At 59.0% G+C, this 23,452-nt stretch carries 24 protein-coding genes; 11 read left to right on the plus strand and 13 right to left on the minus strand.

Annotated elements, in window-relative coordinates:
- Nucleotides 1-19: 19 nt before the first annotated feature.
- The gene (locus H9Q16_RS13750; RefSeq protein WP_191075996.1) at nucleotides 20-946 is read left to right on the plus strand and encodes a LysR substrate-binding domain-containing protein; all 927 of its coding nucleotides are present in this window, start codon (nucleotides 20-22) and stop codon (nucleotides 944-946) included.
- 514 nt (nucleotides 947-1,460) lie between these two features.
- The gene (aroC, locus tag H9Q16_RS13755) at nucleotides 1,461-2,570 is read left to right on the plus strand and encodes a chorismate synthase (protein ID WP_191075997.1); all 1,110 of its coding nucleotides are present in this window, start codon (nucleotides 1,461-1,463) and stop codon (nucleotides 2,568-2,570) included.
- Here the strand turns inward: aroC and H9Q16_RS13760 are convergent.
- Nucleotides 2,567-3,601 (minus strand): zinc-binding dehydrogenase, encoded by a 1,035-nt coding sequence (locus H9Q16_RS13760; protein WP_191075998.1) that lies wholly within the window; start codon nucleotides 3,599-3,601, stop codon nucleotides 2,567-2,569. The two genes, aroC and H9Q16_RS13760, sit on opposite strands and share 4 nt — an antisense overlap.
- A gap of 103 nt (nucleotides 3,602-3,704) precedes the next feature.
- Complete coding sequence (locus H9Q16_RS13765) at nucleotides 3,705-4,289, minus strand: TetR/AcrR family transcriptional regulator (RefSeq protein ID WP_191075999.1); 585 nt, start codon at nucleotides 4,287-4,289, stop codon at nucleotides 3,705-3,707.
- Nucleotides 4,290-4,428: 139 nt separating this feature from the next.
- On the opposite strand from H9Q16_RS13765, the gene H9Q16_RS13770 reads away from it, so the two are divergent.
- The 3 genes from H9Q16_RS13770 to cobO are packed head-to-tail and all read left to right on the plus strand — an operon-like array spanning nucleotide 4,429 to nucleotide 6,433.
- On the plus strand, nucleotides 4,429-4,809 hold the full coding sequence (locus H9Q16_RS13770; RefSeq protein ID WP_191076000.1) for a DM13 domain-containing protein: 381 nt from the start codon (nucleotides 4,429-4,431) through the stop codon (nucleotides 4,807-4,809).
- 44 nt (nucleotides 4,810-4,853) lie between these two features.
- Complete coding sequence (locus H9Q16_RS13775; protein WP_191076001.1) at nucleotides 4,854-5,822, plus strand: DMT family transporter; 969 nt, start codon at nucleotides 4,854-4,856, stop codon at nucleotides 5,820-5,822.
- A gap of 11 nt (nucleotides 5,823-5,833) precedes the next feature.
- Entirely contained in the window at nucleotides 5,834-6,433 is a 600-nt protein-coding gene (gene cobO / locus H9Q16_RS13780; RefSeq protein WP_191076002.1) for a cob(I)yrinic acid a,c-diamide adenosyltransferase, read from the plus strand.
- 3 nt (nucleotides 6,434-6,436) lie between these two features.
- Here the strand turns inward: cobO and H9Q16_RS13785 are convergent, their stop codons facing one another.
- Nucleotides 6,437-7,993, minus strand: a complete 1,557-nt coding sequence (locus H9Q16_RS13785) for an adenylate/guanylate cyclase domain-containing protein (RefSeq protein WP_191076003.1) — start codon at nucleotides 7,991-7,993, stop codon at nucleotides 6,437-6,439.
- A 155-nt stretch (nucleotides 7,994-8,148) separates the two neighbouring features.
- On the opposite strand from H9Q16_RS13785, the gene H9Q16_RS13790 reads away from it, so the two are divergent.
- A complete protein-coding gene (locus tag H9Q16_RS13790; RefSeq protein WP_191076004.1) occupies nucleotides 8,149-8,907 on the plus strand; it encodes an SDR family NAD(P)-dependent oxidoreductase in 759 nt (252 codons plus the stop codon).
- Between the two features lie 2 nt (nucleotides 8,908-8,909).
- On the opposite strand, the gene H9Q16_RS13795 is transcribed toward H9Q16_RS13790, so the two are convergent.
- Nucleotides 8,910-9,359 (minus strand): hypothetical protein, encoded by a 450-nt coding sequence (locus H9Q16_RS13795; RefSeq protein WP_191076005.1) that lies wholly within the window; start codon nucleotides 9,357-9,359, stop codon nucleotides 8,910-8,912.
- Between the two features lie 86 nt (nucleotides 9,360-9,445).
- Nucleotides 9,446-10,315 (minus strand): branched-chain amino acid aminotransferase, encoded by an 870-nt coding sequence (locus tag H9Q16_RS13800; RefSeq protein WP_191076006.1) that lies wholly within the window; start codon nucleotides 10,313-10,315, stop codon nucleotides 9,446-9,448.
- 149 nt (nucleotides 10,316-10,464) lie between these two features.
- On the opposite strand from H9Q16_RS13800, the gene H9Q16_RS13805 reads away from it, so the two are divergent.
- From H9Q16_RS13805 to dxs, 5 genes are all read left to right on the plus strand, one after another.
- On the plus strand, nucleotides 10,465-10,977 hold the full coding sequence (locus H9Q16_RS13805; RefSeq protein ID WP_191076802.1) for a MarR family winged helix-turn-helix transcriptional regulator: 513 nt from the start codon (nucleotides 10,465-10,467) through the stop codon (nucleotides 10,975-10,977).
- On the plus strand, nucleotides 10,974-11,675 hold the full coding sequence (locus tag H9Q16_RS13810) for a response regulator (protein ID WP_191076007.1): 702 nt from the start codon (nucleotides 10,974-10,976) through the stop codon (nucleotides 11,673-11,675). The genes H9Q16_RS13805 and H9Q16_RS13810 overlap by 4 nt, the downstream gene beginning before the upstream one ends.
- A 128-nt stretch (nucleotides 11,676-11,803) precedes the next feature.
- Nucleotides 11,804-12,046 carry an exodeoxyribonuclease VII small subunit gene (locus H9Q16_RS13815; RefSeq protein WP_191076008.1) on the plus strand — a complete coding sequence of 81 codons (243 nt, stop codon included), beginning with the start codon at nucleotides 11,804-11,806 and terminating at the stop codon, nucleotides 12,044-12,046.
- A gap of 8 nt (nucleotides 12,047-12,054) precedes the next feature.
- Nucleotides 12,055-12,921 (plus strand): polyprenyl synthetase family protein, encoded by an 867-nt coding sequence (locus tag H9Q16_RS13820; protein ID WP_191076009.1) that lies wholly within the window; start codon nucleotides 12,055-12,057, stop codon nucleotides 12,919-12,921.
- 21 nt (nucleotides 12,922-12,942) lie between these two features.
- Nucleotides 12,943-14,871: a 1-deoxy-D-xylulose-5-phosphate synthase gene (dxs, locus tag H9Q16_RS13825; RefSeq protein ID WP_191076010.1), complete on the plus strand. Its 1,929-nt coding sequence runs from the start codon at nucleotides 12,943-12,945 to the stop codon at nucleotides 14,869-14,871.
- Nucleotides 14,872-14,894: 23 nt separating this feature from the next.
- Here dxs and H9Q16_RS13830 read toward each other — a convergent pair whose 3' ends face one another.
- From H9Q16_RS13830 to H9Q16_RS13865, 8 genes are all read right to left on the minus strand, one after another.
- A complete protein-coding gene (locus H9Q16_RS13830) occupies nucleotides 14,895-15,623 on the minus strand; it encodes an ion transporter (protein WP_191076803.1) in 729 nt (242 codons plus the stop codon).
- A 119-nt stretch (nucleotides 15,624-15,742) separates the two neighbouring features.
- The gene (locus H9Q16_RS13835) at nucleotides 15,743-16,330 is read right to left on the minus strand and encodes an exopolysaccharide biosynthesis protein (RefSeq protein WP_191076011.1); all 588 of its coding nucleotides are present in this window, start codon (nucleotides 16,328-16,330) and stop codon (nucleotides 15,743-15,745) included.
- A gap of 9 nt (nucleotides 16,331-16,339) precedes the next feature.
- Nucleotides 16,340-17,197 carry an SDR family oxidoreductase gene (locus H9Q16_RS13840; RefSeq protein ID WP_191076012.1) on the minus strand — a complete coding sequence of 286 codons (858 nt, stop codon included), beginning with the start codon at nucleotides 17,195-17,197 and terminating at the stop codon, nucleotides 16,340-16,342.
- 120 nt (nucleotides 17,198-17,317) lie between these two features.
- On the minus strand, nucleotides 17,318-17,548 hold the full coding sequence (locus tag H9Q16_RS13845; protein ID WP_191076013.1) for a hypothetical protein: 231 nt from the start codon (nucleotides 17,546-17,548) through the stop codon (nucleotides 17,318-17,320).
- A 155-nt stretch (nucleotides 17,549-17,703) separates the two neighbouring features.
- On the minus strand, nucleotides 17,704-18,414 hold the full coding sequence (locus H9Q16_RS13850; RefSeq protein ID WP_191076014.1) for a YjbF family lipoprotein: 711 nt from the start codon (nucleotides 18,412-18,414) through the stop codon (nucleotides 17,704-17,706).
- Nucleotides 18,411-20,549 carry a YjbH domain-containing protein gene (locus tag H9Q16_RS13855; protein ID WP_216859421.1) on the minus strand — a complete coding sequence of 713 codons (2,139 nt, stop codon included), beginning with the start codon at nucleotides 20,547-20,549 and terminating at the stop codon, nucleotides 18,411-18,413. The genes H9Q16_RS13850 and H9Q16_RS13855 overlap by 4 nt, the downstream gene beginning before the upstream one ends.
- 178 nt (nucleotides 20,550-20,727) lie before the next feature.
- Complete coding sequence (locus tag H9Q16_RS13860) at nucleotides 20,728-22,569, minus strand: polysaccharide biosynthesis protein (RefSeq protein WP_216859422.1); 1,842 nt, start codon at nucleotides 22,567-22,569, stop codon at nucleotides 20,728-20,730.
- Between the two features lie 252 nt (nucleotides 22,570-22,821).
- Nucleotides 22,822-23,451 carry a sugar transferase gene (locus H9Q16_RS13865; RefSeq protein WP_191076017.1) on the minus strand — a complete coding sequence of 210 codons (630 nt, stop codon included), beginning with the start codon at nucleotides 23,449-23,451 and terminating at the stop codon, nucleotides 22,822-22,824.
- Nucleotide 23,452: the final 1 nt, after the last annotated feature.

The raw sequence follows: 23,452 nt of genomic DNA on the forward strand, positions 1-23,452 counted from the left end.
GATATAAGGTATCGGCGAGGTGAATTTCGCTACACTCGATCTCAATCTGTTGCGCGTGCTTGACGCTCTCTTTCGCGAAGGCTCAACGGTAAAGGCGGCTGACCGAATGGCCATGTCCCAATCCGCTGTCTCCGGTGCACTATCGCGTCTGCGCCACGCCTTGAACGATCAACTTTTTGTTCGGCAGGGGAACCGGTTGGTCGCAACGGATTATGCAGCCGCAATTGAAATTGGTTTGCGCGAGGAACTCGAACGTCTAGAGGCCTTGCTAGCCCCGCGGGCTACCTTTGATCCGCAAACCGCCGAAGGCACTTTCCGAATTGCCGCCAGCGATTTTTTTGCGGAACTCCTGATGCCGCCTTTGGGTGATCTCCTGCAAAGGTCAGCGCCCAATATTCGCGCACAGCTCGTTGATTTGGTTCCGCACGATTATGTGGCTAGCCTTGAACATCGCAGCGCGGACATTGCGCTGATCCCCGACTTGGTACTGCCGGAATGGATCAATCGAGAACCGCTCTTCCATTCGCCATTCCACGTTATCGCACGCAAAGGCAATCCAGGCATCGAGGGGCTTAAGGATGGGGAGCAGATGCCAATGGATATTTTCTGTGCGCTTCACCACGTTCTGTTCTCTCCTGAAGGGAATCTCGCAGCGATGGGTGATGCTGCGCTGACACGCGTTGGCAAACGTCGACAAGTTGCGATGACTGTTCCTGTGTTCAGCGGCGTTTGCCGTGCGGTGAGTGAAAGCGAACTGATCGCGCTTGTGCCCGCGCAACTTGCGTCCAAAGTGGCTGATACATTCGGGATACGCGTGTTTGAGCCCCCGATGGAGATTGATCCGGCGTTGATTATTTGTATCTGGCACAAGCGCTCCGACAACTCCCCAATGGCGGCTTGGATGCGGAGCCAAATCTTTAATTTGATCAAGGCGTTGGATGTGTAAGATTAGCCAAATCTGTTCTGGAGGGTTGCCATCGGCCAGACCCGAATTGATGTTTCAACTATCAGGATGGAATTGGCCTCATCTGTCCATGCGGTTATTGGTGCAGGCGCAGCGAACGGCAGCAAAGTCCCGCATAGCGCAAATTTGGCCACGATCAGCAGTGTGCGTGATGAATGTAGACTACCGTATGGCGGCAGAGAGCCGTTGATTTGATCCACCCGCACGGAATCGAGGGCTTCAGCCCGCCGTGCAGCGCCAGACCTTCCACCGGTCTGGCGCTTTGGCCAATCCAAGCGCAACGCTGATGAGTTAGAGTGTGCTTGGCCACCATTAAGTGGCAGCGGGCAATGGCAGGATGCGCCAGCCCAAGGTCTGTCACTGCACGGCTTTTGGAGGGCACAGCTTCAACGGCAACTTTGTCCCGCACACCCGCCACTCCCCCTTGCCCGAAAACCTAAACCTTGAGCCGCCTCGCCACCCCAGCTATTGGTCTCCTTCAACAGGAGCTTAGCCTATGTCCATCAACACCTTCGGCCATCTCTTCCGCGTGACCACCTGGGGCGAAAGCCACGGGCCCGCCCTTGGGGCCACCGTCGACGGGTGCCCGCCCGGCGTGCCGATCACCGAAGACATGATCCAACACTGGATGGACAAGCGCAAACCGGGGCAGAACAAGTACACCACCCAGCGACGCGAGGCGGACGCGGTCAAGATCCTGTCCGGCACCTTCGAAGGGGTGACCACCGGCACGCCCGTCCAGCTGATGATCGAAAACACCGATCAGCGGTCAAAGGACTACGGTGACATCAAGGACAAGTTTCGCCCCGGCCACGCCGACATCACCTATTTCCAGAAATACGGCATCCGGGATTATCGCGGCGGCGGGCGATCCTCTGCGCGTGAAACAGCTGCGCGGGTGGCGGCAGGCGGTCTGGCCCGCGAGGCGATCAAAGCCATCGCGCCTGACGTCCGGATCACCGGCTATATGGTTCAGATGGGCCCGCACCGGATCGACCGGGATGCCTTTGACTGGGACCAGATCGAACAGAATCCTTTCTGGGTGCCGGATGCCAGGGCGGCAGACGACTGGGCCGGGTATCTCGACGGGTTGCGCAAATCCGGTTCCTCCGTGGGGGCCATCATCGAGGTGACCGCGCGTGGTGTGCCTGCCGGGCTTGGCGCGCCGGTCTATGGGAAGCTTGATACTGATCTGGCTGCCGCGATGATGTCGATCAACGCCGTCAAAGGTGTCGAGATCGGCGAAGGCATGTCTGTCGCCATGCTGACCGGAGAGCTCAATGCGGACGAGATCTTTATGGGCAATGACGGCCAGCCCAAATTCTCGTCCAACCATGCGGGCGGCATTCTGGGCGGCATCAGCACCGGACAGGACATTGTCGTGCGCTTTGCTGTCAAACCAACCTCAAGCATCCTGACAACGCGCAAGACCATCACCAAATCTGGCGAAGAGACAGAAATCATCACCAAGGGCCGCCACGACCCCTGCGTCGGTATCCGCGCCGTGCCCGTAGGCGAAGCGATGATGGCCTGTGTCATCCTCGACCACCTGCTGCTGCACCGCGGTCAGGTTGGTGAAAATCAGGGCGTGATCGGCCGACCCTAACGGTTGAAATCCGTGATGACCGCTGTGCCCGGAGGTGTCGGGCCATCCATCGCACGCAATTCTGCGCTGGCCCCTGACAGGGAAACTGTGCGGGCGACCATGGGCGCGATGTCGACCTGCCCGCGCTCGATCATGTCCAGCAACGTGGGATATTTCCATGACGGCATCCCGCGCGTCCCGTAAAACGCCAGTTGCTTGGTATAAATCGCCCGCATGTTGACCTGCATCATCCCGTCGCCTGATGGCATCCCGACATGCACATGGCGTCCCAAAGTGGCCAGACACTCGACCGACGCATTCGTGGTCGCCGCAATGCCAAGTGCTTCGATCGACACCTGCGCGCCACCGCCGGTGATGTCGCGAATGGCCGCAGCGGCATCAACCTCGGCCGCGTTCACCACGGCATCCGCACCATGGGCGGTGGCGTGGGTCAGCTTTTCGGCCACGATGTCCACCACGACGACCCGCGCGCCCAGCATCTTGGCCAGCAAGAGAACTGCCAACCCGATGCCCCCCGTTCCATGCACCGCAACCCATTCACCCGCCTGCACCGCAGCCCTGTCTGTCAGCGCATGCCACGCAGTTGTTACCCGGCATCCCAGACCCGCTGCCAAGGCAGGTGCGATCCCATCCGGCAGGGCAACAAGATTGTGATCAAACGGCACGCCCACATATTGCGCATAGGCCCCCGGCCAACCGAACCCCGGGACGATCTGATCCGCACAGGTGTTGGATACGCCGGTTCGGCACGCCGGGCATGTCCCGCATCCCAGAATGAACGGCGCGATCAGCCGGTCACCGACCTTGTGCGTGGCCTTCGGGCCCGCCTCCACCACTGTGCCACAATATTCATGCCCCAGGATCGAGCCGTTTTCGATCTTGGGATGTTTGCCGGTCCAGCCGTGGTGATCTGAGCGGCAGATGCCGCAGGCAGCGACCTCCAATACCACGCCGGTGTCCGGGCACGCCGGATCCTCGACCGTTTCAATGGCAAGATCCGCGTTGAAGTCCCGGACGACGGCTGCGCGCATTACTTTCTCCGATCTGGTGCACCGGATGGGCCCCTGCCCACCGATCATTCCGATCTATCCCGGCATAGACGCACTCTGTTGTAAAGGCTTCACTCCAGCGCCATCAGCGCGCGGCGCGGTCCAGAATATCGGCCACGCCCTCCACGCTCTGCTCCAGGATACCCATCGGCAAACGCGACCGTGCGAGCATGCGAAGACCGATGTATTGCGTCAGCAACGTGTTGGCGAGCCTCAGGCGGTCACCGGGCGCGATGCCCTCGATATCGGCAATCGCCGCCTCAATGCCCTGTTGCAGCTTGGCCAGTCCACCGTGCACAGCACTGGCGATTTCGACGTCATCCGCGGCTGCACTGCTTGCCGCCGTACACAAAAGACAGCCTCGATGATCGCCCGCAGCAACCGCCGCGACCAATCCGCCAAAAAGCGCAAGGACACGTGTGCGACCATCGCCATTCGCAGGATCTGTCAGCATCGCGACACCCGCATCGACCTGCGCGCTCTCGTAGCGGTCGAGCACCAACAAAAACAGCGACTTCTTGTCCTTGAACGCCTTATAGAGGCTGCCGCGCGTCAAACCCATACCATCCAGAAGATCAGGCAGCGATGCATCCTGATAGCCGTGCTGCCAGAACACCTGCATCGCGCGTTCAAGCGCTTCATCTGTATCAAACTCACGTGGGCGGGCCATGACGACTCCCTTACTGTGCTCTCTATATAGTTCGGAACCGATTGTTACACAACTCACGCAAGCGTGTTTTGCGCGGAGCGGATTTTTGGCCTAGCTTGATTGTAGACCAACAAGTTCCCAACCCAGCAAAGGCACCACCATGAAACATCTCTTCGCAGTTCTCCTCGGCATCGCCCTCGTCTTCAGCGGCGTCTCCCGCGCGCTGGCTGATACATCCGGCACCTTTGTCGGCGCCTCAAACCACATCACCACCGGTGAGGTGACCGTGACCAAAAATGCCGACGGTACGCATACCGTCACACTGGCCAGCAACTTTTCTCTTGATGGCGCGCCAGACCCCTGGGTTGGCTTCGGCAAGGACGGCGCCTTCGCCCCCGACACCAATCTGGGCAAACTCCAGTCTAACACCGGTGCGCAAAGCTATACCGTCCCCGCCGGGATTGATCCGGCCAACTTCAACGAAATCTACATCTTCTGCGTGAAATTCAACGTCCCCCTGGGCGTCGCCCAGATCAACTGACACGGTCTCTTGCACTTTCGATCTGGCGGGCGCATCACACCGTCATGCCAGATCGGATGACACAACACCGTCCCGGCCGCGCCATCGCTCTCAAGCTTGGCGCGGTTTTCCTTTTCATGGTGATGGCAGCCCTGATCAAGGCCGCCTCGGACGAGGTGCCAGCCGGTCAGGCCGTATTCTTCCGATCACTCTTTGCGATACCAATCATCATGGGCTGGCTCTGGCGCACGGGGCATCTGCACGACGGGCTGATCCCCAACAACCTGGCTGGACATGTCTGGCGCGGGCTGTTCGGAACGACGGCCATGGCCCTGACATTTGCCGGGCTCGCCCTGCTACCGCTGCCCGAGGTGACAGCCATCGGATATGCAACACCGATGTTTACCGTGATCCTGGCCGCGCTGCTGTTGGGTGAACGGGTTCGAATCTTTCGCCTGTCGGCGGTCGCGCTTGGCCTGATCGGGGTCATGATCGTGATCGCACCGCGCCTGTCCCCCGGGGCCGGGTATTCGGATGCCGCCACCATCGGCGCGCTGATGATTCTTGTTGCCGCACTGCTGCGCGCGCTGGTCCAGATCCACGTCCGCCGACTGGTGCAGACAGAAACCACCTCGGCCATCGTCTTTTACTTTTCCATGACGGCAACGGTCTTGTCGCTGATCACCCTGCCGCTGGGCCTGTTCATCCCGGTCCTTGCCTGGACCTATCCCGGCATGTCCGTGCTTTGGCTGGTGATCGCGGCGGGCCTGATCGGCGGCGTTGCGCAAATCATGGTCACCTCGTCCTACCGCTTCGGTTCTGCTTCCATGCTGGCGCCTTTTGATTATGCCTCAATGATCTTTGCCGCCGCCATCGGCTGGTTTGTGTTCAGCGAAGCCCCCACCCTCAACATGCTGGCCGGTGCCGCGCTGGTCATTGCAGGCGGCATCCTGATCATTTGGCGCGAGCGTCAATTGGGCTTGGATCGCAGCAAATCTAAAGGCAAAGTGCCCCCCGACGGCACCCCCGGCTAAAGGAGCCCCCCATGTCAGACGCAGCAGACCACAAACAAAAAATGCAGGAACGTCAGGCGAAACAGCGCGCGCGCGTGGCTGAATTGCAGGATCCTGAAAAAGGTCTGGTGCTGGTGCACACCGGCGCAGGCAAGGGCAAATCATCTTCCGCCTTTGGCGTGGTCGTGCGCGCGCTGGGATGGAAGCAAAAGGTCGGCGTTGTCCAGTTCATCAAGGGCAAATGGAAAACCGGTGAACGGCAGTTCTTTGACCGTCTGGGTGAGGTGACATGGCACACCATGGGCGAAGGCTTTACCTGGGATACACAAGACAAGGACCGCGATATCGCAGCCGCACAGGCCGCTTTTGGCAAGGCCCGCGAGATGATGGAAAGCGGCGACTACGATCTGATCGTGCTGGACGAGATCAACATCGCGATGCGCTATGAATACCTGTCAGTCGATGAGGTGATTACTGGTCTGGATGCCCGCGATTCCCGCACAGGCGTGATCCTGACCGGACGCGACGCCAAACCAGCCCTTTGCGAATACGCCGATCTGGTAACCGAAATGTCCGAGGTCAAGCACCCCTTCAAGGCCGGCATCAAAGCCCAGCGCGGCGTGGATTACTGACTTTCATTTTTGCGGCTGTGCTGCGGCCAGCGCGTCTCGGATCGCTTGCCTGACACGCGCGCGCGCAGCGGCATCTAGCCCGTCAAGGTTCAGGGTCAGCTTCTCGTTTTCTTCGGCCGCGATCACGGGGGATTCTTCGGACGCGGCATGGCTTGTCACGCTGTAGGGCACCACCTGACGCGCGATTCCCTTAAACCGGACCGGCTCCAGCGGCTCCGCTTCGACCATGTCGCGCACATGGGCATAGGTCTCGAAACTCAGTACGATACCGCCGGGTTCTGCGATGCTTTCCAATCGTGCGGCCAGGTTCGCCTCGGCGCCGATAATGGTGTAATCCATGCGCTCGTCCGACCCGAAGTTGCCGACGTTGCAGTACCCGGTGTTGATCCCCATGCGGGCCTGAAAGGGCCGCTCGATCCCGCGCTGTCGCCAGTGTTCTGCCAGATCACCAAGCCGTTTTTGCATGTCCAATGCCATAAGCACACAGGCGCGCGCGTCTTCGCGGGTGCCATTGGTGGTCGGATCACCGAAAAAAGCAACAATCGCATCGCCAATGAACTTGTCGATCGTCGCCCCATGGGTGGCCGCGATCCGCGCCATCTCTGTGAAGTATTCGTTCAGAAGCTCCGTCAGCTCTTCTGGCTGCATCCGTTCTGTCGTATCGGTGAAATCCTTGATGTCGGAAAAAAACACCGTCAGCTTTTTGCGCTCGGTCGAGATTGACCCATCCCGCTCGCCCGAAAAAATTGATTTGTATATCTGCGGCGATAGATACTTTGAAATCTTCAACGAAATGTCGGCCAGAAAGGCGTTGTTGGCAGCCAGTTCGTCATTCATCCGGCTAAAGCTCCCCGCAAGCCGGTATTGAACGGCAGCAAAGACCAGACCAAACCCACCCGCAGCCGCGATGTAGATCAACAGCCACTTGAACGACAGCAGGTTCAGCGTGACAGGTTGATGGACTTGCACAGCTTGAATGGCCCGTACATCACCGACCTTCCAATCCGTTCTGGCGCTTTTGGGGTGGCTGTTGTGGCAATCAACACATGTTCCTGACATGATAACCGGCGTCGCGAGGGTGATCTGGCGATCCCAGACACTGCCCTCCGACTGGATCAACTGCGTCGGGGCGCCTGGGCCGCTGCGGAAAATGCTTAACGCTTCGCTCTCGAAGGGGGTCATGTTGTGCGGCGGGCGATCCGTGAACGGATAATCCGACACGAAACGGTACCGAATATCACCCTCGGCATTGCCAATCTCAGCGCCCAATTCAAGTGACAGCGTCGCCGGGATGGGAATTGCGCCCGGTACATCCCGATAATTATGCAAGGCTTGAGTTTGCCCATTGGTGCTGATCACACGTCCGACGATATTGCTCGCGTAGTAAGACCGCACGTTGCTGATCACGCTGTTAAGGGTCGCGGCCTGCCGCCTCAGGTTTTCATCCGACAGATTCTTGAGATCGAACCATACGGCCGTCACCAATCCAACAATTGCCGCAAAAACTGCAATAATCAGCCAATAGGGCCGCTTGAGAAAAAAGTGTCCCAAACGGGACATGAGCCATACTCCAAATATCGAACAGGGCGGCGCGCGCACCTGTCCCGGACCACTCTAACCGCAAAAGCCCCTGCGACAATCCGCATTCTCGCGCTGGTGCTTGCGCGTTCTGTGTGTAGGCTGCCGAAGCAGAGGATCTGAGAGGTATTCCGGTCATGACACAAAAAGTTGCCCTCGTTACAGGCGCCGCGCGGGGCATCGGATTGGCCACTGCAAAGCTCTTTATCGAACACGGTTGGCTGGTGGCCGCGCTGGACCGCGACACCGACGCGCTGAAAGATGCCCTCGCGACCCTTGGCCAAAGCGCCAGCGGCTTTGACTATGATGTCTCAAATCCCAACGACGTGGAGCGCGCCCTTCCGGACGTACTTGCCCGCTTTGGGCGTATCGACGCGCTGGTGAACAATGCAGGGGTCGCCGATTTCGGCCCCATCGAAGAAACCGATTTCGCCCGCTGGCGGCGCGTGATGGAGACAAATCTCGATGGCGTCTTCCTGATGTCACAGGCCGCAACCGCCGCGCTGAAGGACACCAAGGGGGCGATCGTGAACATCGCCTCAATCTCTGGTCTGCGCGCCTCGACGCTGCGGGTGGCCTATGGCACCTCCAAGGCGGCTGTGATCCAGCTGACCAAACAACAGGCCGCCGAACTTGGCGAATTCCGCATCCGCGCCAACTGCGTCTGCCCCGGCCCCGTGCGCACCAAACTGGCAATGGCGGTGCACACCCAGGATATCATCGACGCCTACCATGATGCGATTCCGTTGAACCGATATGGGTCGGAACAGGAAATTGCCGAGGTGATCGTGTTCCTGTGCTCTGAAAAGGCAAGCTATGTGACAGGGCAGGTGATCGCCTCGGACGGTGGGTTTGAAAGTACGGGCGTCGGACTGCCGGCGTTGCGGCAGTCGTAAGATCAGTCGGCAGCCGATTTCCAATCGCCCTCGCGGTTCCACCAGCGGTGCGGGTTCTGACTGTCGTCCAGCCCCTTGCCAGCACTGCGCAGCACCTCCTGTACGGTTATCACGGGCTCGTAATATGCGTGTACCTCGTAGATCGCCTCTATCACTGCTGTCAAAAGCTGTGGATCACGCGGCAGAAAGAACCGCATCTCATCCACACCGGGCCGCTTTCGAACGCCTTCCTCTGCCCCGGTGGGCGTCCCCTCGCGCGGACGATAATATTCATGGCCCGAAGGCGCACGGTATCCGTTCTGGTCGGTTTTTCCGTGCTGCAGCGGGTCAAGCACGCGCACGGCATCGAATATCCTGTCGATGTCTTCGGCGGGGGCTTGAAAACTGACAAGCCAATGCGGCTCCATCACAATGGGCAGCGTGTCGAAAACGGTCTGGGTGATGTGGTTCATGGGGCGTCCTCTGATGTGTATAGGACGCCAGTATCAGATCTCTCCTGACACATGTGTGTCAGGAGAGATTGTATTTTCTTGGAATGTTAAGCCCGCACCAGCTTCTCATAGCTGTCAGAGATATCCCGCGTCAGCGCACCGACTTCAAAGTTAAAGTCCCCGATCTGGCCTACCGGTGTGACCTCAGCCGCCGTCCCGGTCAGCCAGCACTGCTCAAACCCCTCAAGCTCTTCTGGCATGATATGACGCTCGTGCACCTTGATCTGCTTTTCTTTGAGCATCCCGACAACGGTTTGCCGGGTGATGCCATTGAGAAAGCAATCAGGGTCGGGCGTATGCACTTCGCCGTCCTTGACGAAAAAAATGTTGGCACCTGTGGCCTCGGCCACATAGCCGCGATAATCGAACATCATGGCGTCTGAGCAACCTTTGGCCTCCGCCGCGTGCTTGGACATGGTGCAGATCATGTAAAGGCCCGCCGCCTTGGCATGACTTGGAATGGTCTCGGGGCTGGGGCGCTTCCACTTTGAGATATCCAGCTTGGCGCCTTTCATCTTGGCATCCCCGTAATAGGCGCCCCATTCCCAGGCGGCGATGGCCAGTCGCACCGGGTTCTTGGCAGACGCCACGCCCATGTCCTCACCCGCACCACGCCAGGCAATGGCACGCACATAGGCGTCCTGCAGACCAGAGGCTTGCAGCACCTCGATTTTTGCCGCCTCGATTTCATCCACGGTGTAGGGAATCGTAAAATCAATCATCTCGGCAGAGCGCTTGAGCCGCTCGGAATGTTCGCGGCTCTTGAAGATCTTGCCGTTGTACGCGCGCTCGCCTTCGAACACAGAGGACGCGTAATGCATCGCATGGGTCAGAATATGCACATTGGCGTCGCGCCAATCGATCATCTTGCCATCCATCCAGATGTGCCCGTCCCGGTCGCTGTATGATCCCGCCATGGTGTCTCTCCGCCATATTACCGAATGTTGCGCGTATTGGGTCCGATACGGACATATAGTTGCGCAAAGCTGGCGTTTCGCTATCCTTTCACTCTTGGAATGTCAACAACACTGACATACCTTCAATCCAACTAGGCATGAGGTACTCCATGGCAGACGGGCGCAGCCCCACACACGGCAGCGGCGAAAGCCTGCTTTTCCTGACGGATGAACAATTGCGGCAGGGAATCGAGGCGATGTTCTTTGCCTATCGTGGCTTCACGGCTGATCCGGACCGCATTCTGGCGGATATGGCCTATGGCCGTGCGCACCACCGCGCGATCCATTTCATCAACCGCGCCCCCGGCACGACGGTGAATAATCTGCTCAACATCCTGGGGGTCACAAAGCAATCGCTGAACCGTGTCTTGCGCACATTGATTTCCGATGGTCTTGTTCAAAGTCGGGTAGGACACAACGACAAACGCGAACGGCATCTGTTTCTGACCGACGCCGGGCGCGCGCTGGAAACGCAACTGTCCGACGCCCAGCGGGCGCGCATGCGCGCCGCCTACCGCGCGGCAGGACCAGACGCGGTGGCGGGGTTCCGCAGAGTTTTGGAGGCGATGATGGACCCGGAAATGCAAGCCAGTTACACCCGCCTCAAGGAGAGTGCTACATGAGCGAAATGGATGCCCATCTGCTGATCGTCGATGACGACGAACGCATCCGCACGCTTTTGCAGAAATTCCTGATGCGCAACGGGTTTCTGGTGACCGCTGCCCGCGACGCCGCCCACGCGCGGCGCATCCTGTCGGGTCTCGATTTCGATCTGATCGTGCTGGATGTGATGATGCCGGGGGAAGACGGGCTATCGCTGACAAGATCCCTGCGTGAAACAATGCAGACCCCGATCCTGCTGCTGACTGCCAAGGGCGAAACGTCGAACCGTATCGAAGGGCTTGAGGCGGGTGCGGATGACTATCTGCCCAAACCGTTTGAGCCCAAGGAATTGCTGCTGCGGATCAATGCGATCCTGCGGCGGGTGCCGGATACGTCGGCAGAAGATGCCGCGCCCAAGGTGTTGTCGCTGGGCCCCATCCGCTATGACATGGAGCGTGGCGAGATGTGGCAGGGGGATGCACTGGTTCGGCTAACCGCCACCGAAATCCAGTTGATGAAGATCTTCTCTGCCTGCCCGGGTGAGCCGTTGAGCCGCGCAAAGCTGGTTGAGGAATTGGGTCGGGACCGGGGGCAGGCGCAGGAACGCGCGGTTGATGTCCAGATCACCCGCCTGCGGCGCAAGATCGAGGATAATCCGAAACAGCCGCGCTATCTGCAAACGGTGCGCGGTGCGGGCTACATGCTGGCACCTGATTGAGCTGTTGATTGGGGGCCAGCCCCATAAACCCCCGGGATACTTTGGGCCAGAAGATTGGCAAGCCAGCGTCTGGCGGGTCTCTTTGTTCCCCGCTATTGTCCCGGAGAACGCGTTTGGAAAGTGCAAATATGACCGATACCCCCGTGAATGAGATGAGTTTCGAAGTAGCCATGGCCGAGCTTGAGCAGGTGTTGGGTCAATTGGAGCGGGGAGATGTGGCGCTGGACGAGAGCATCGCGCTTTATGAACGGGGTGCGGCGCTGAAGGCGCGGTGCGAGGCCAAGCTGAAAGAGGCCGAGGAAAAGGTTGCCGCCATCACTCTGGATGCTGACGGCAACCCGGTGGGGACAAAGCCTGTCGACGGGGTCTGAGCATCAAGATGTTCGACACGCAACTGGCGGCAGCCCAGCGCGATATCGCGGCGCATTTTGAAAAAGTCTTGTCCGGGCTGGATGATGTGCCCGTCACCCGCGCAATGGCACATGCCACAGATGGCGGCAAACGGTTGCGTGGGTTTCTGGTGCTGGAAAGCGCGCGGTTGCACGGGATCGGCAGCGCGCAGGCGATCTGGCCCGCCACGGCCATCGAAGCCCTGCACGCCTACAGCCTTGTGCACGATGATCTGCCCTGCATGGATGATGACGATCTGCGACGCGGCGCGCCCACGGTACACGTGAAGTGGGACGAGGCGACCGCCGTGCTGGCAGGCGATGCCCTGCAGTCGCTCGCGTTTGAATTGGCCGCTGACCCCCGCATTGGCGGTGCCGACGTGCGGGCAACGCTGGTAACGACACTGGCACAGGCCGCAGGGGCGCAGGGCATGGTCCTTGGTCAGGCTTTGGACATCGCGGCGGAGACAGCCGACGCCCCGCTTACCCTTGAGGAAATCACGACCCTGCAACAAGGCAAGACCGGCGCGCTGATTGCCTGGTCCGCGATGGCAGGGGCCCGCATGGCAGGGGCCGACGTGGCCCCTCTTGCGGCCTATGCCACTGCCATTGGCCTTGCCTTTCAAATCGCGGATGACATTCTGGATGTCGAGGGCGATGCCGCCACGGTGGGCAAAGCCACAGGCAAGGACATTGCAGCAGGCAAGGCCACCTTTGTTTCTATTCTGGGCCTTGATGGGGCCAAAAGTCGCGCCAAGGCGCTGGTGGAATCAGCCTGCGACGCCCTATCTATATATCAGGGCAAGGCGGATACCTTGCGAGAGACAGCCCGCTTCGTTATTGCCCGCAAGACCTGAAACTGCCGCCAGGAGGCAGAAATGACCCAAACGCCACCGACCCCCCTGCTGGATCAGGTAGACCGGCCCGCCGATCTGAAGCGTTTTACGGACGCACAATTGTCCGAGATCGCGCGCGAAGTCCGGGCCGAGACAATCTCGGCGGTCTCTGTCACCGGCGGCCATCTGGGCGCGGGTCTGGGTGTTGTTGAACTGACTGTCGCGTTGCATGCCGTTTTCGACACCCCGCGCGACAAGCTGATCTGGGATGTGGGCCATCAGTGCTACCCGCACAAGATCCTGACCGAACGCCGTGACCGCATTCGCACCTTGCGGATGAAAGACGGGTTGAGCGGGTTCACCAAGCGCAGCGAAAGCGCCTATGACCCCTTCGGGGCTGCGCATTCCTCTACCTCGATTTCGGCCGCTCTTGGCTTTGCCGTGGCGCGCGACCTTGGTGGCAACACGCCCGAGGGGCTGGGTGACGCCATCGCGGTGATTGGCGACGGATCAATGTCGGCCGGCATGGCGTATGAGGCGATGAACAACGCCGGTCACCTTGGCAAGCGCCTGATCGTGATCCTGAATGACAATGAAATGAGCATCGCGCCCCCGGTCGGCGCGATGTCTTCCTACCTCAGCCGCCTTTACGCCGAAGAGCCGTTCCAGGACCTCAAAGCCGCTGCCAAGGGTGCTGTCAGCCTGCTGCCTGAACCTTTCCGCGAAGGCGCCAAGCGTGCCAAGGACATGCTGAAAGGCATGGCCGTCGGTGGGACGCTTTTTGAACAGCTTGGCTTTTCCTACCTCGGCCCCATTGATGGCCATGACATGAACCAACTGCTGCCGGTCCTGCGCACCGTCAAGCAACGCGCAACTGGCCCGATCCTGATTCACGTGCTGACAAAAAAGGGCAAGGGGTACGGACCTGCAGAGAATGCCCGCGACAAGGGGCACGGGGTGTCCAAGTTCGACGTCGTGACGGGCGAGCAGAAAAAGACACCCTCGAACGCGCCCAGCTACACCAAAGTATTTGCTGAAAGCCTGCTGCAGGAAGCTGCACAAGACGACAAGATCTGCGCCGTCACCGCCGCGATGCCCGATGGCACCGGTCTGAACCTTTTTGCCGAACGCTATCCGTCGCGGTGTTTTGATGTTGGCATTGCCGAGCAACACGGCGTGACCTTCTCTGCGGCCCTGGCCGCGGGTGGTATGAGGCCGTTCTGCGCGATTTATTCGACCTTCCTGCAGCGCGGCTATGACCAAGTGGTGCATGATGTGGCCCTGCAACGGCTGCCTGTGCGCTTTGCCATCGACCGCGCCGGTCTGGTGGGTGCAGATGGCGCGACACACGCAGGTGCCTTCGATGTCGGATATCTTGCCAACCTGCCGGGATTTGTCGTGATGGCCGCCGCCGATGAGGCAGAGTTGCGGCACATGGTGGCGACCGCCGCGGCCCATGATGACGGGCCCATCGCATTCCGCTTTCCACGCGGCGAAGGCACTGGCGTAGACATGCCTGAACGGGGCGAACCCATTGAGATCGGCAAGGGTCGGATCATCCGCAAGGGTGCACGGGTTGCCCTGCTTTCTTTTGGCACGCGCCTGTCAGAAGTGGAAAAAGCCGCCGAGGCGCTTGCCGCAAAAGGGATCACGCCGACGATAGCCGATGCCCGCTTTGCCAAGCCGCTTGACCGGGACATGATCCTGTCATTGGCCGCTGATCACGAAGCACTGATCACCATTGAAGAAGGCGCTGTGGGCGGCTTTGGCTCGCATGTCGCACAATTGCTGGCCGATGAAGGCGTCTTTGACGACGGGCTCAAATTCCGCTCCATGGTCCTGCCAGACACCTTCATTGATCAGGCCAGCCCAGCAGACATGTACGCGGTGGCAGGCATGAACGCCGAGCATATCGAGGCCAAGGTCCTGGACGTTCTCGGCGTGGCAAGCATCGGCGCACAACGGGCGTAGGGTGGGCAACCTGCCCGCCTGACTTACCTCTTCTGCGCCGCCAAAAGTTTCTCCAACTGCTTTTCAATCACTGCCAATCGGTCTTTTACATCATCCCGGTACGCCCCCGTTTCGGCATCCGCCTCTTCGTGATGCGCGTCTTGCATTGAGTTCACGATCAGACCGACAAGCAGGTTCACCACCGCAAAGGTCGTGACCATGATAAAGGGCACAAAGAACATCCACGCCAGCGGATACACTTCCATCACGGGCCGCACGATCCCCATCGACCAGCTTTCCAGCGTCATGATCTGAAAAAGCGAGTAGGCACTCAGCGGAAGAGATCCGAACCAGTCGGGAAAATCAGCTCCAAACAGTTTGGTCGCAATCACCGCCCCGATGTAGAAAATCAACGACATCAGCAGAAACACCGATCCCATACCGGGCAAAGCGGTGATCAGACCCTCGACCACCCGGCGCAGACTGGGGGCACCGCTGATCAAACGCAGTACGCGCAAGACACGCAACGCCCGCAGGGCGCTGAACCCTTCGGCAGCTGGTGCCAGCGAGATGGCCACGATGACAAAATCGAAGATATTCCAGCCGTTTCGAAAAAACCGAAACCGGTAGGCGATTAACTTGGCCACCAGCTCAACAACAAAAATAGCCAGACATACCGTATCCAGAAACAGGATCAGGTCGCCGGCACGCGCCATGATTGGCTGGGACGTTTCCATGCCCAACAAAATGGCATTGAAAATAATGACCCCCATGATGGCGCGGGTCACATTCGGGTTTTCAAGAAACGCCTGAAGTCGTTGTTGCACGTTGCGGCCCTTTGCAGCTGAAGTTGCGCCTTATATGGCGGGGCGCCTGTCGGCCCACAAGATCCCTATCCCCAAACGGATGCGCCGATCAGGATCAGGAAACAAATCATCATATAGCCGACCAGCACATAAAGGCCGTCTCGGGTAAAAAGCCCGAATGCGAATAGTCCGACAATCGACGCGCCAAATGTAGTTACCAATGGCACCAATTCCAGCAGAGGCCAGCCCAATGGAATAAGCGCGCACATCAAAAGCGTGAGATATCGTCCCGGCCCCTTTACCAAGATCTGGAGCCGTTTGTGAGCGTGCCGGTCAAAAAACGTGGACGGGCGGCGCAGCCAGGAAACCGCCCACCGCAATCGACGTGCCGACATAGACCGTTGCAGCAGAACTTGCGGCAACCAAACCCGCCGACGCCCCAATAGCGCCTGCGCGCTTAGCAAGACGATGATCGCCGCCGAAATGGTGGGCATGCCGGGAATGCCGGAAAGCGGTGTGATCATCAGCACCGACACCAGCAGGATGAATGGCGTGATCGACCTGTCGCCAAATTCTTCAACCACATCCTCAACCGAGACAACATCGCCGTCGGCAGCTGCGTCCATCCCGTCAAGCAGATGGTTCAGCGTTTGCGCACTGTTATCCTGCGGCATCGGTCGTGTTCACGCTTCTTCAAGGGCCAGCAAAGCCGCCAAGCCGCTGCGATAATCCGGATAGGCCGGTCGCCACCCCAGTGCCTCCTTGGCATGCGCGTTGCTGACCTTCTTGCTTTCGGCATAAAAACTCCGCGCCATCGGTGACATGTCTGCGTCCTCAAAGGCAATCGCGGGCGGCAGTGGCAATCCAAGCAGCTCCGCTGCATGTCCGATAACGTCTTGCGGGGGCGCAGGGTCATCGTCACATAGATTATAGACCGCACCGGGATCAGGCTGATCTAAAGACAGGACCAGAGCCTGAGCAATATCCTCTACGTGGATGCGACTGAACACCTGCCCTTCTTTGATAATGCGGCGTGCCGTACCTTTGCGGACCTTCGCAAACGGCCCCCGGCCCGGGCCGTATATCCCGGCGAGCCGAAAGATATGCAAAGGCAGATCAGGGATCGCTTGCCATCCCGCTTCGGCCTTCACACGCGCCTGGCCACGCTTTGTGGCCGGTGTCAGCGCGGTCCGCTCATCCACCCATTCCCCGGCATGATCGCCGTAAACGCCTGTGGTTGAAAGATATCCGACCCATCGCATCCCTGCGGCGGCCGCTGCAAAATCGTCGCGCAATGCTGCAAGAACCGGATCACCCTCGGGCCCCGGGCCCGCCGAAATCAGGATATTTGAAAACTTGGGTAAAAGCGCAGAAACGTCCGAACCCGGCCAGATCAGCGGCTCAACGCCTGTGCGGGCAATGGCCTCTGCCTTGTCAGGACTGCGCGTGGTGCCGACGATCCGCCATCCTTGGGGGATCAGGACCTTGGCCAGCGCCTGCGCGCTAAAACCATGGCCGAAGGATAGCAGTGTCTTTTCCATGGCCCTGATCTATGCCGCAAATCCGGCGAAGCAATGCATATCGGGAAACCACCGCACAAAAAGAAACGGGCCACCCCTATAGGGTGGCCCGCTTGTCACGCCAAAAGGCAGTGACGAAATTTAGTCTTCTTCACCAGTTGTGGTGACAACATCGTCGTCATCGTCGTTCGCGATCAGCGCGAGGCCAACAACGGCTGCACCGATTGCCAGCGGAACGCCCAGACCAGCGGAGGAAGGTGCAACGGGCAGGATTTCGATTGTGTCGTCCGCAGGGGGAGGAACAGGTGTGCCAGCGATAGAAGCTGTTGCCATGCCTGCAACCAGAGCTGCGATGGAGATGATCTTTGTCATAGTAGTCGTCCTTTAGATTGAAGGCTGCGCATTAGCCGAATGTCTTCCCGTTCTTAATATGCGCTGTCGATTGTAATATCAACTCGAGTTTTTAAGGAAAGTTTCGTCCCAGCGCCAATCCGCCCGCAAAAGTGGCATAATTGTCGATATGGAAACTAGTTCTTGAGCAAAATTAGCTCAAAGTGTCCTGAGAACGGTCCCGCCCACTGTTTTGATCGCCGCACAAGGCCGCTACCGGGCTGCACCCAGTACTCGTTGGTGATTCGAACTTTGTCCCCCGCACCCCCGATGCAGGATTCACGCAGGTACGTGGTGTTAAACGACAAATTTGCGATCTGCGTGTCTTGACGGCCCATATTTTCGACGTTGCACCGCAGAACAAGCTCGGTCTGTTCATAGGTACCGGGGCTCAGGAAATAGCGCCGCTCGCCACCACCGGCGCGCGCGCCGCTAACAGCCAATACTGTTGGCGTTGCATCGGACGAAACAATATCGCCACCAATACCGCGCGTGCCAACCAGCACGCCATTGCGCAAAAAGACCTGCGCCTTGTCAGAGGCCAGCCAAACAACGACCTCACCAGGCGTATTGTCATTACGCACAGCCCGGCGTCTCAGGAAATCAGTGCCGCCGCGCTCCAACAGGTTTACCTGCATGACGGGAATGTTGGTCTTGGCAAGCTGCGCAGGTGTAACGGTGATGAACTCTGGTTGCCCGCCGCTGGCCCGCCGCGCCTTGATCGTAGTCAAAAGCTGCGATGTGGCAGCGCCAAGAATGTTGCCACCTTCGGGCATATTCCCGCTGCAACCGCTCAGAGCCACCACTACCCCCAGGGCCAGCGCCGCCAACTTCGTCTTGATGATCATTGCCAGACCCCCGACCAGTTGTCCTCAAGCGCATTCAGATGACCACCGCGCACTTGCTCATACAGCCGCCCCGGCACGCTTAGTCGTGCACCACCATCCCGCTGGATCGGGCGAATGGTTGTCGACACGCTGCGCTTGCTGGGCGTACCCAGGAACCAGCTGACCGGGATGGTCACGTTGATCCCCTTGTCAAAGGAACCTTCACCAAATTCCTCGGCGGACACATCCGTCAGGGTAAAGAACCCGCCGACCTTCCAGCCATTTGCGAATTCACGGCTTAACGTCAGCGTGGCACCAACATCGCCTGCCAAATAGCGGCCTACATCCAGCTGACCATGATAGCCGTTGCCGAATTCATAATAGGCGGAGGCATGGCCCGTCGCGATGCTGTAGTCCTGAAAACCAAGGCCCGAGAAATCGCGCTGCTTGACGTAGTTCGCCTCGACACCCAGTGCCAGGCGGCTGGCGACCGGCTTCCAAAGCACTTCGCCGGAAACCCCGCCAAACATGCGCTCAAGATAGCCCGCCGTGACACGGGCATAAACGTCATTGCCCGGCTTCCACTGCTTCGCGACGTAAAGATTGGCCAGCACCGTATCGCTGCCACGCGAATACAGAACCGAATCCGTCCTAACCCGAGGCAGAACAGAATTGCTCAACCGGTCAGAGTCGCTGATGTTACCGAAAAGCCGGTGCCGGACTGTGCCGCCGATTTCCCAACCGGGGCCGGGCTTGAATGTCGCGGTCGCCTTGACGCCCGCGTCAACGCGTAATGGCTCGTCAGGGTCAAAATAGCTTTGGCTGACGTAGGGGCCGATGGACCAGGCAAAATCAGGATAGAGATCGTCGTTGCGCACCGCACCCGGCAAATCGGGTGATGCCGCGGTGATCCCGCTGACTGCCAGCAGGGCGTCGGACGCCTGTGGATCAAACTCAAGCGCTTCCAGATCGGACCGCCGCATGGTCACTGTCGATTGTGGCAGGTTGTTTTCCACAATAACGATCCGGAACGTTTCAACCGATGCCGGCAGCGACCGCGCCATTACGCGCGCCGCGCGACCAATGGCAAGCGTCGTTGTTGCGTATCGGTGATTGCGCAAGCGCAACTCGGCGCGGGCCGCTGTGACCTGCAGCGCCTCAAGCTCAAGCCCCTCGGCCTCAAGACGCGGCTTCATCGCCTCCGCCAGACCCGCAGGCGCGCCGGGTTCCGTTATCCAGTCCGTCCCCCAGGCTGCAGGGTTTGACGCACGACTGGGCCGCAACTGGAGCGGCCGCGCAGGTGTGGCCCGAACCGGGGTCGGAGGACGGATCGGGCTGGCCTGGAATTGGAAGTTTACCCCGAATTCCGACCCATACATGTAATAGGCACCGATCCGGATACGGTCGGTATATTGATACTCTGCCCCGAAGTTAAACCGAGACTTGCGGGTAAAGACGTTGCCGATCTGGGTTTCCTGCTCGTAGGCATCGGAACTGTACTCGGCCTTCACGCCCCATTTTTCGTTGATCTGCCACTCGATCCCGGCAAAGGGCGCTGCAGGGCCGCGGAACCACTGGTCCACCGACGGCTCGCCGCCTGTGCTGCCTTCCTCAAACGGGGGTCGCGGGCCGCCAAACGGGGAACCGATCGCGCCGGAGCTTCCCAGCCGTCCCCAACCCAGACCACCGGTGACCTTGATCTTGCCGGGCAGACGGCCGCCAGAAAAGTTCTTGGTCGCGACGATGTATTCGCCGGAATAGATGCCTGTTCCCGCGAAATCCTGCAAACCCACGCTGACCGCAGGCCAGATCCGGCTTTCCTTGTTGATCAGATACCGCAGATCAAAGCTGCGGTCGCGAAAATCCTCGAACCCGCGCAGGTTCAAATCCTTGATGGTCGTATATCGAAAACTGGCTGAAAGGCGCGGCGTGGCCTGAAACGACAGGGTGGTACGTGTGTTGCCGCCAAAGCTCGAGACACCAATGGCGATCTGACCATCCGGCATCACCTCTGCCGACGGCATGTCCATCAGCCCGGGCGTGCCATAAAAGTTCAGTGAAGGCCGATCAGGAACGTTAAAGACGTCCTCGATGCTGGCAGGGGTCGCACGGGTGACGCCAGCGGCGGTGACAAGGCCCGCTATCGCGAGGATCACAAAACGGTTTTTTCTCGTTGGGTGTGTCTGCTGCACGATACTGCCCTTCGCATGCGACATCTTTGATACGCTTCTGCACGTGCAGGCCTGACAAATCAACTCTCGCGGCACGCGAACCGCCGCAAAAGAGCTGCGATAGCGGCAATAGTGCGACAGAAAGCGTTGTAATGAAGCTTATTTAGGAGGTTTTCCGCGCAGTGTCGCTGGATTTCTCAAAGCCCTCGACCCAGTTTTCCACCACGTCGCGCGCCATCTCTTCATTGCTTGCGACAAAGGCTTCACGCAGACGCCGCAACGCCGATGCGATCTCGATCTCCGAAAGACCGTCCTCTCTGGTCGAGAAAATCTTGGAATGTTTCGTGACCAAAAGCTCTCCTGACAGTGTCAGTTCTTCGGTCATCTTTTCACCCGGACGCAATCCGGTGATTGCGATCTCAATGTCACCTTCGGGGTTCTCTTCATCGCGCACGGTGTACCCCGCACTCTCGATAACCTGTCGCGCCAATTGCATGATTGGCACGGGCTTGCCCATATCGAGGACAAATACCTCGCCCCCATGCGCCATGGCGCCCGCCTGCAAGACCAGCTTGACCGCTTCTTGTACGGTCATGAAATAGCGCGCCACACCTCGGTCCGTTACCGTCAATGGGCCGCCCCGGCTCAGCTGATCCTGAAACAGCGGGACAACAGAGCCCGACGACCCCAGCACGTTGCCAAAGCGCACCATCGAAAAGATCGTGCCCTCATTGCCTGCCTTGCGCGCCATGTCCTGAACGACCAATTCCGCCAACCGCTTGGACGCCCCCATGATGTTTGCCGGGCGCACCGCCTTGTCGGATGAGATCAGCATGAACCGCTCAACATTGGCCTTTGCCGCCTGTTCGGCCAGCGCTTGGGTCCCAAAGACGTTATTCACCAACCCCGCAAGCGGGTTCGCCTCGACCAGCGGCACGTGCTTGTAGGCGGCAGCGTGCAGGATGATTTGCACCTGATGCTCATCAAGCACCTTGCGCACCTGGCGCGTGTCCGTGATGGACCCCAGGATTGGCACGATACGAATGGCGGTGCCTTCGACCAGCTGTCGCAATTCCATATCCGCGTTGTAAAGCGCCAGTTCGCTCAGCTCGTACAGGACGATCTTGGTGGGCCGGCATTCCAGCACCTGACGGCACAATTCAGACCCGATCGAACCGCCCGCACCGGAAACCATCACCACCTTGTCAGCATAACATTCTGCGGCATCGCTAAAGGGCTGGCTGACCTCATCGCGGTTCAAAAAGCCATTGGCCGATATGGGCTTAAGCTTGTCGACCAGCGCTTCTTCTCCGATCAGCTGGGCAAACGACGGCAGGGTCTGAACCTCAAGTCCCATCCGCTCAAGCCGACGGGCGATCTGGGCCTGTTTTGGTGGCGACAAAGACGGCACCGCCAGCAAAACCCGATTGATGTTCAGCTCACGGGCAACATCCGAGATGTGCAGCGGCGTATAGACCGGCAAGTGCGCCACGGTGAGGCCCTGAATAGCGGTGTTATCGTCAACGAAGGCAACCGGCTCAATGCTCTCATGGCTGCGCAACGCAGACACCAGCTGTGATCCGGTCGTACCGGCCCCATAGATCAGCACCCGGCACTGCGGCTCTGCCCGGCGATAAAGCGCAAGCACAAGCTGCAGCAACACCGCGCGACTGATCACCACAAGTGAAAAGAATGCAGCCCCAAAAACAATATGCATGCCCAAGGGCAGACCCAGGCCCGCCACGTTGGAACCGATCACCGACAAGCACACCAGAAACAGCGCGAATATGGCCGTCACGCCAATTGCCGCTGTCTCATAAGCCTTCAGTCTGATTGAACAGACCCCCAGCCACATCGACAATCCGATGCCAGCCAGCAGCATATAGGGCAGCACGGGCAAATAGTTCCAAACACTTTGATAAAAGTCGCCAGAGATGTTTTGCGCAGACGCTGACAGGGCGAAAAGCACCGCGACCAGAAGCAGTATCGAATCCAGGGCGATCATGGTCCATCGTTTCTGACGATTGGTCAGGGACTTGATGATGTTCAGCACGTCAGAAGTGTTCCTTGGTAACCAGCGCCATTAAACGTCACATTTCTATCGAATTGCAATTGAGATCCCAAAACGCAGCGTTTCTCATTGGTCTCAATCCACTGACACAGACTTTCCGGGTTTTACAGCCAAGCGCAAAGGGCTTGCGGGAAATTCCGCACGCAGTGTGCTCAAAAGACACTCATTCGGGGCCGTTTTCCTAATTTATGAGCGATTTCCCGCCTTCGAGCGGCGGAACAGGTTCCCGATGGTCTGAAACACAAGCTCGAAATCATAGCAGGTGCTTTGATGACGCTGGTAAATCAAATCCAGTCGCGCCTTGCGCGGTACGCAGATACGACAATAGATGTCATCTGTTTCTTCCGGGGTTTCGCACCTAGACAGCAAGCGATCTTCGTGTTTGTGAAACCGAATGGTGGCAAGGCCAGTGACCCCGGGGCGAGATTCGAGCACTTTGGCGTACAGATCAGGAAACCGCTCGACGTATTCGCGCAACGGCGGGCGGGGACCGACAAAGCTCAGGTCGCCCTTCAGGATATTCCAAAGCTGCGGAAATTCGTCCAGCCGCTTGCGACGCAGCCATGCACCCGTTTCGGTCACACGGCTGGCCTTATGCGCGCCGCTGACACCTGAATCTTCATCCACCACCGTCATGGTGCGCAGCTTCCACAGGTTAAAGGGCGTCTTGGGGCCCTTCATGCGCTCGGCCACATAAAACAGTGGCCGCCCTTCTTTGATCAGCAGATAACAAATCAGCCAGATCAGGATGGGCCCAAGGATAATGACCAGCAAACTGGCAAAGAAGAGGTCGAAAATGCGTTTGCGCCAGGTCATG

Origin of the sequence: Sulfitobacter aestuariivivens, assembly GCF_014763045.1 — a bacterium.
GTDB lineage: Bacteria > Pseudomonadota > Alphaproteobacteria > Rhodobacterales > Rhodobacteraceae > Sulfitobacter > Sulfitobacter aestuariivivens.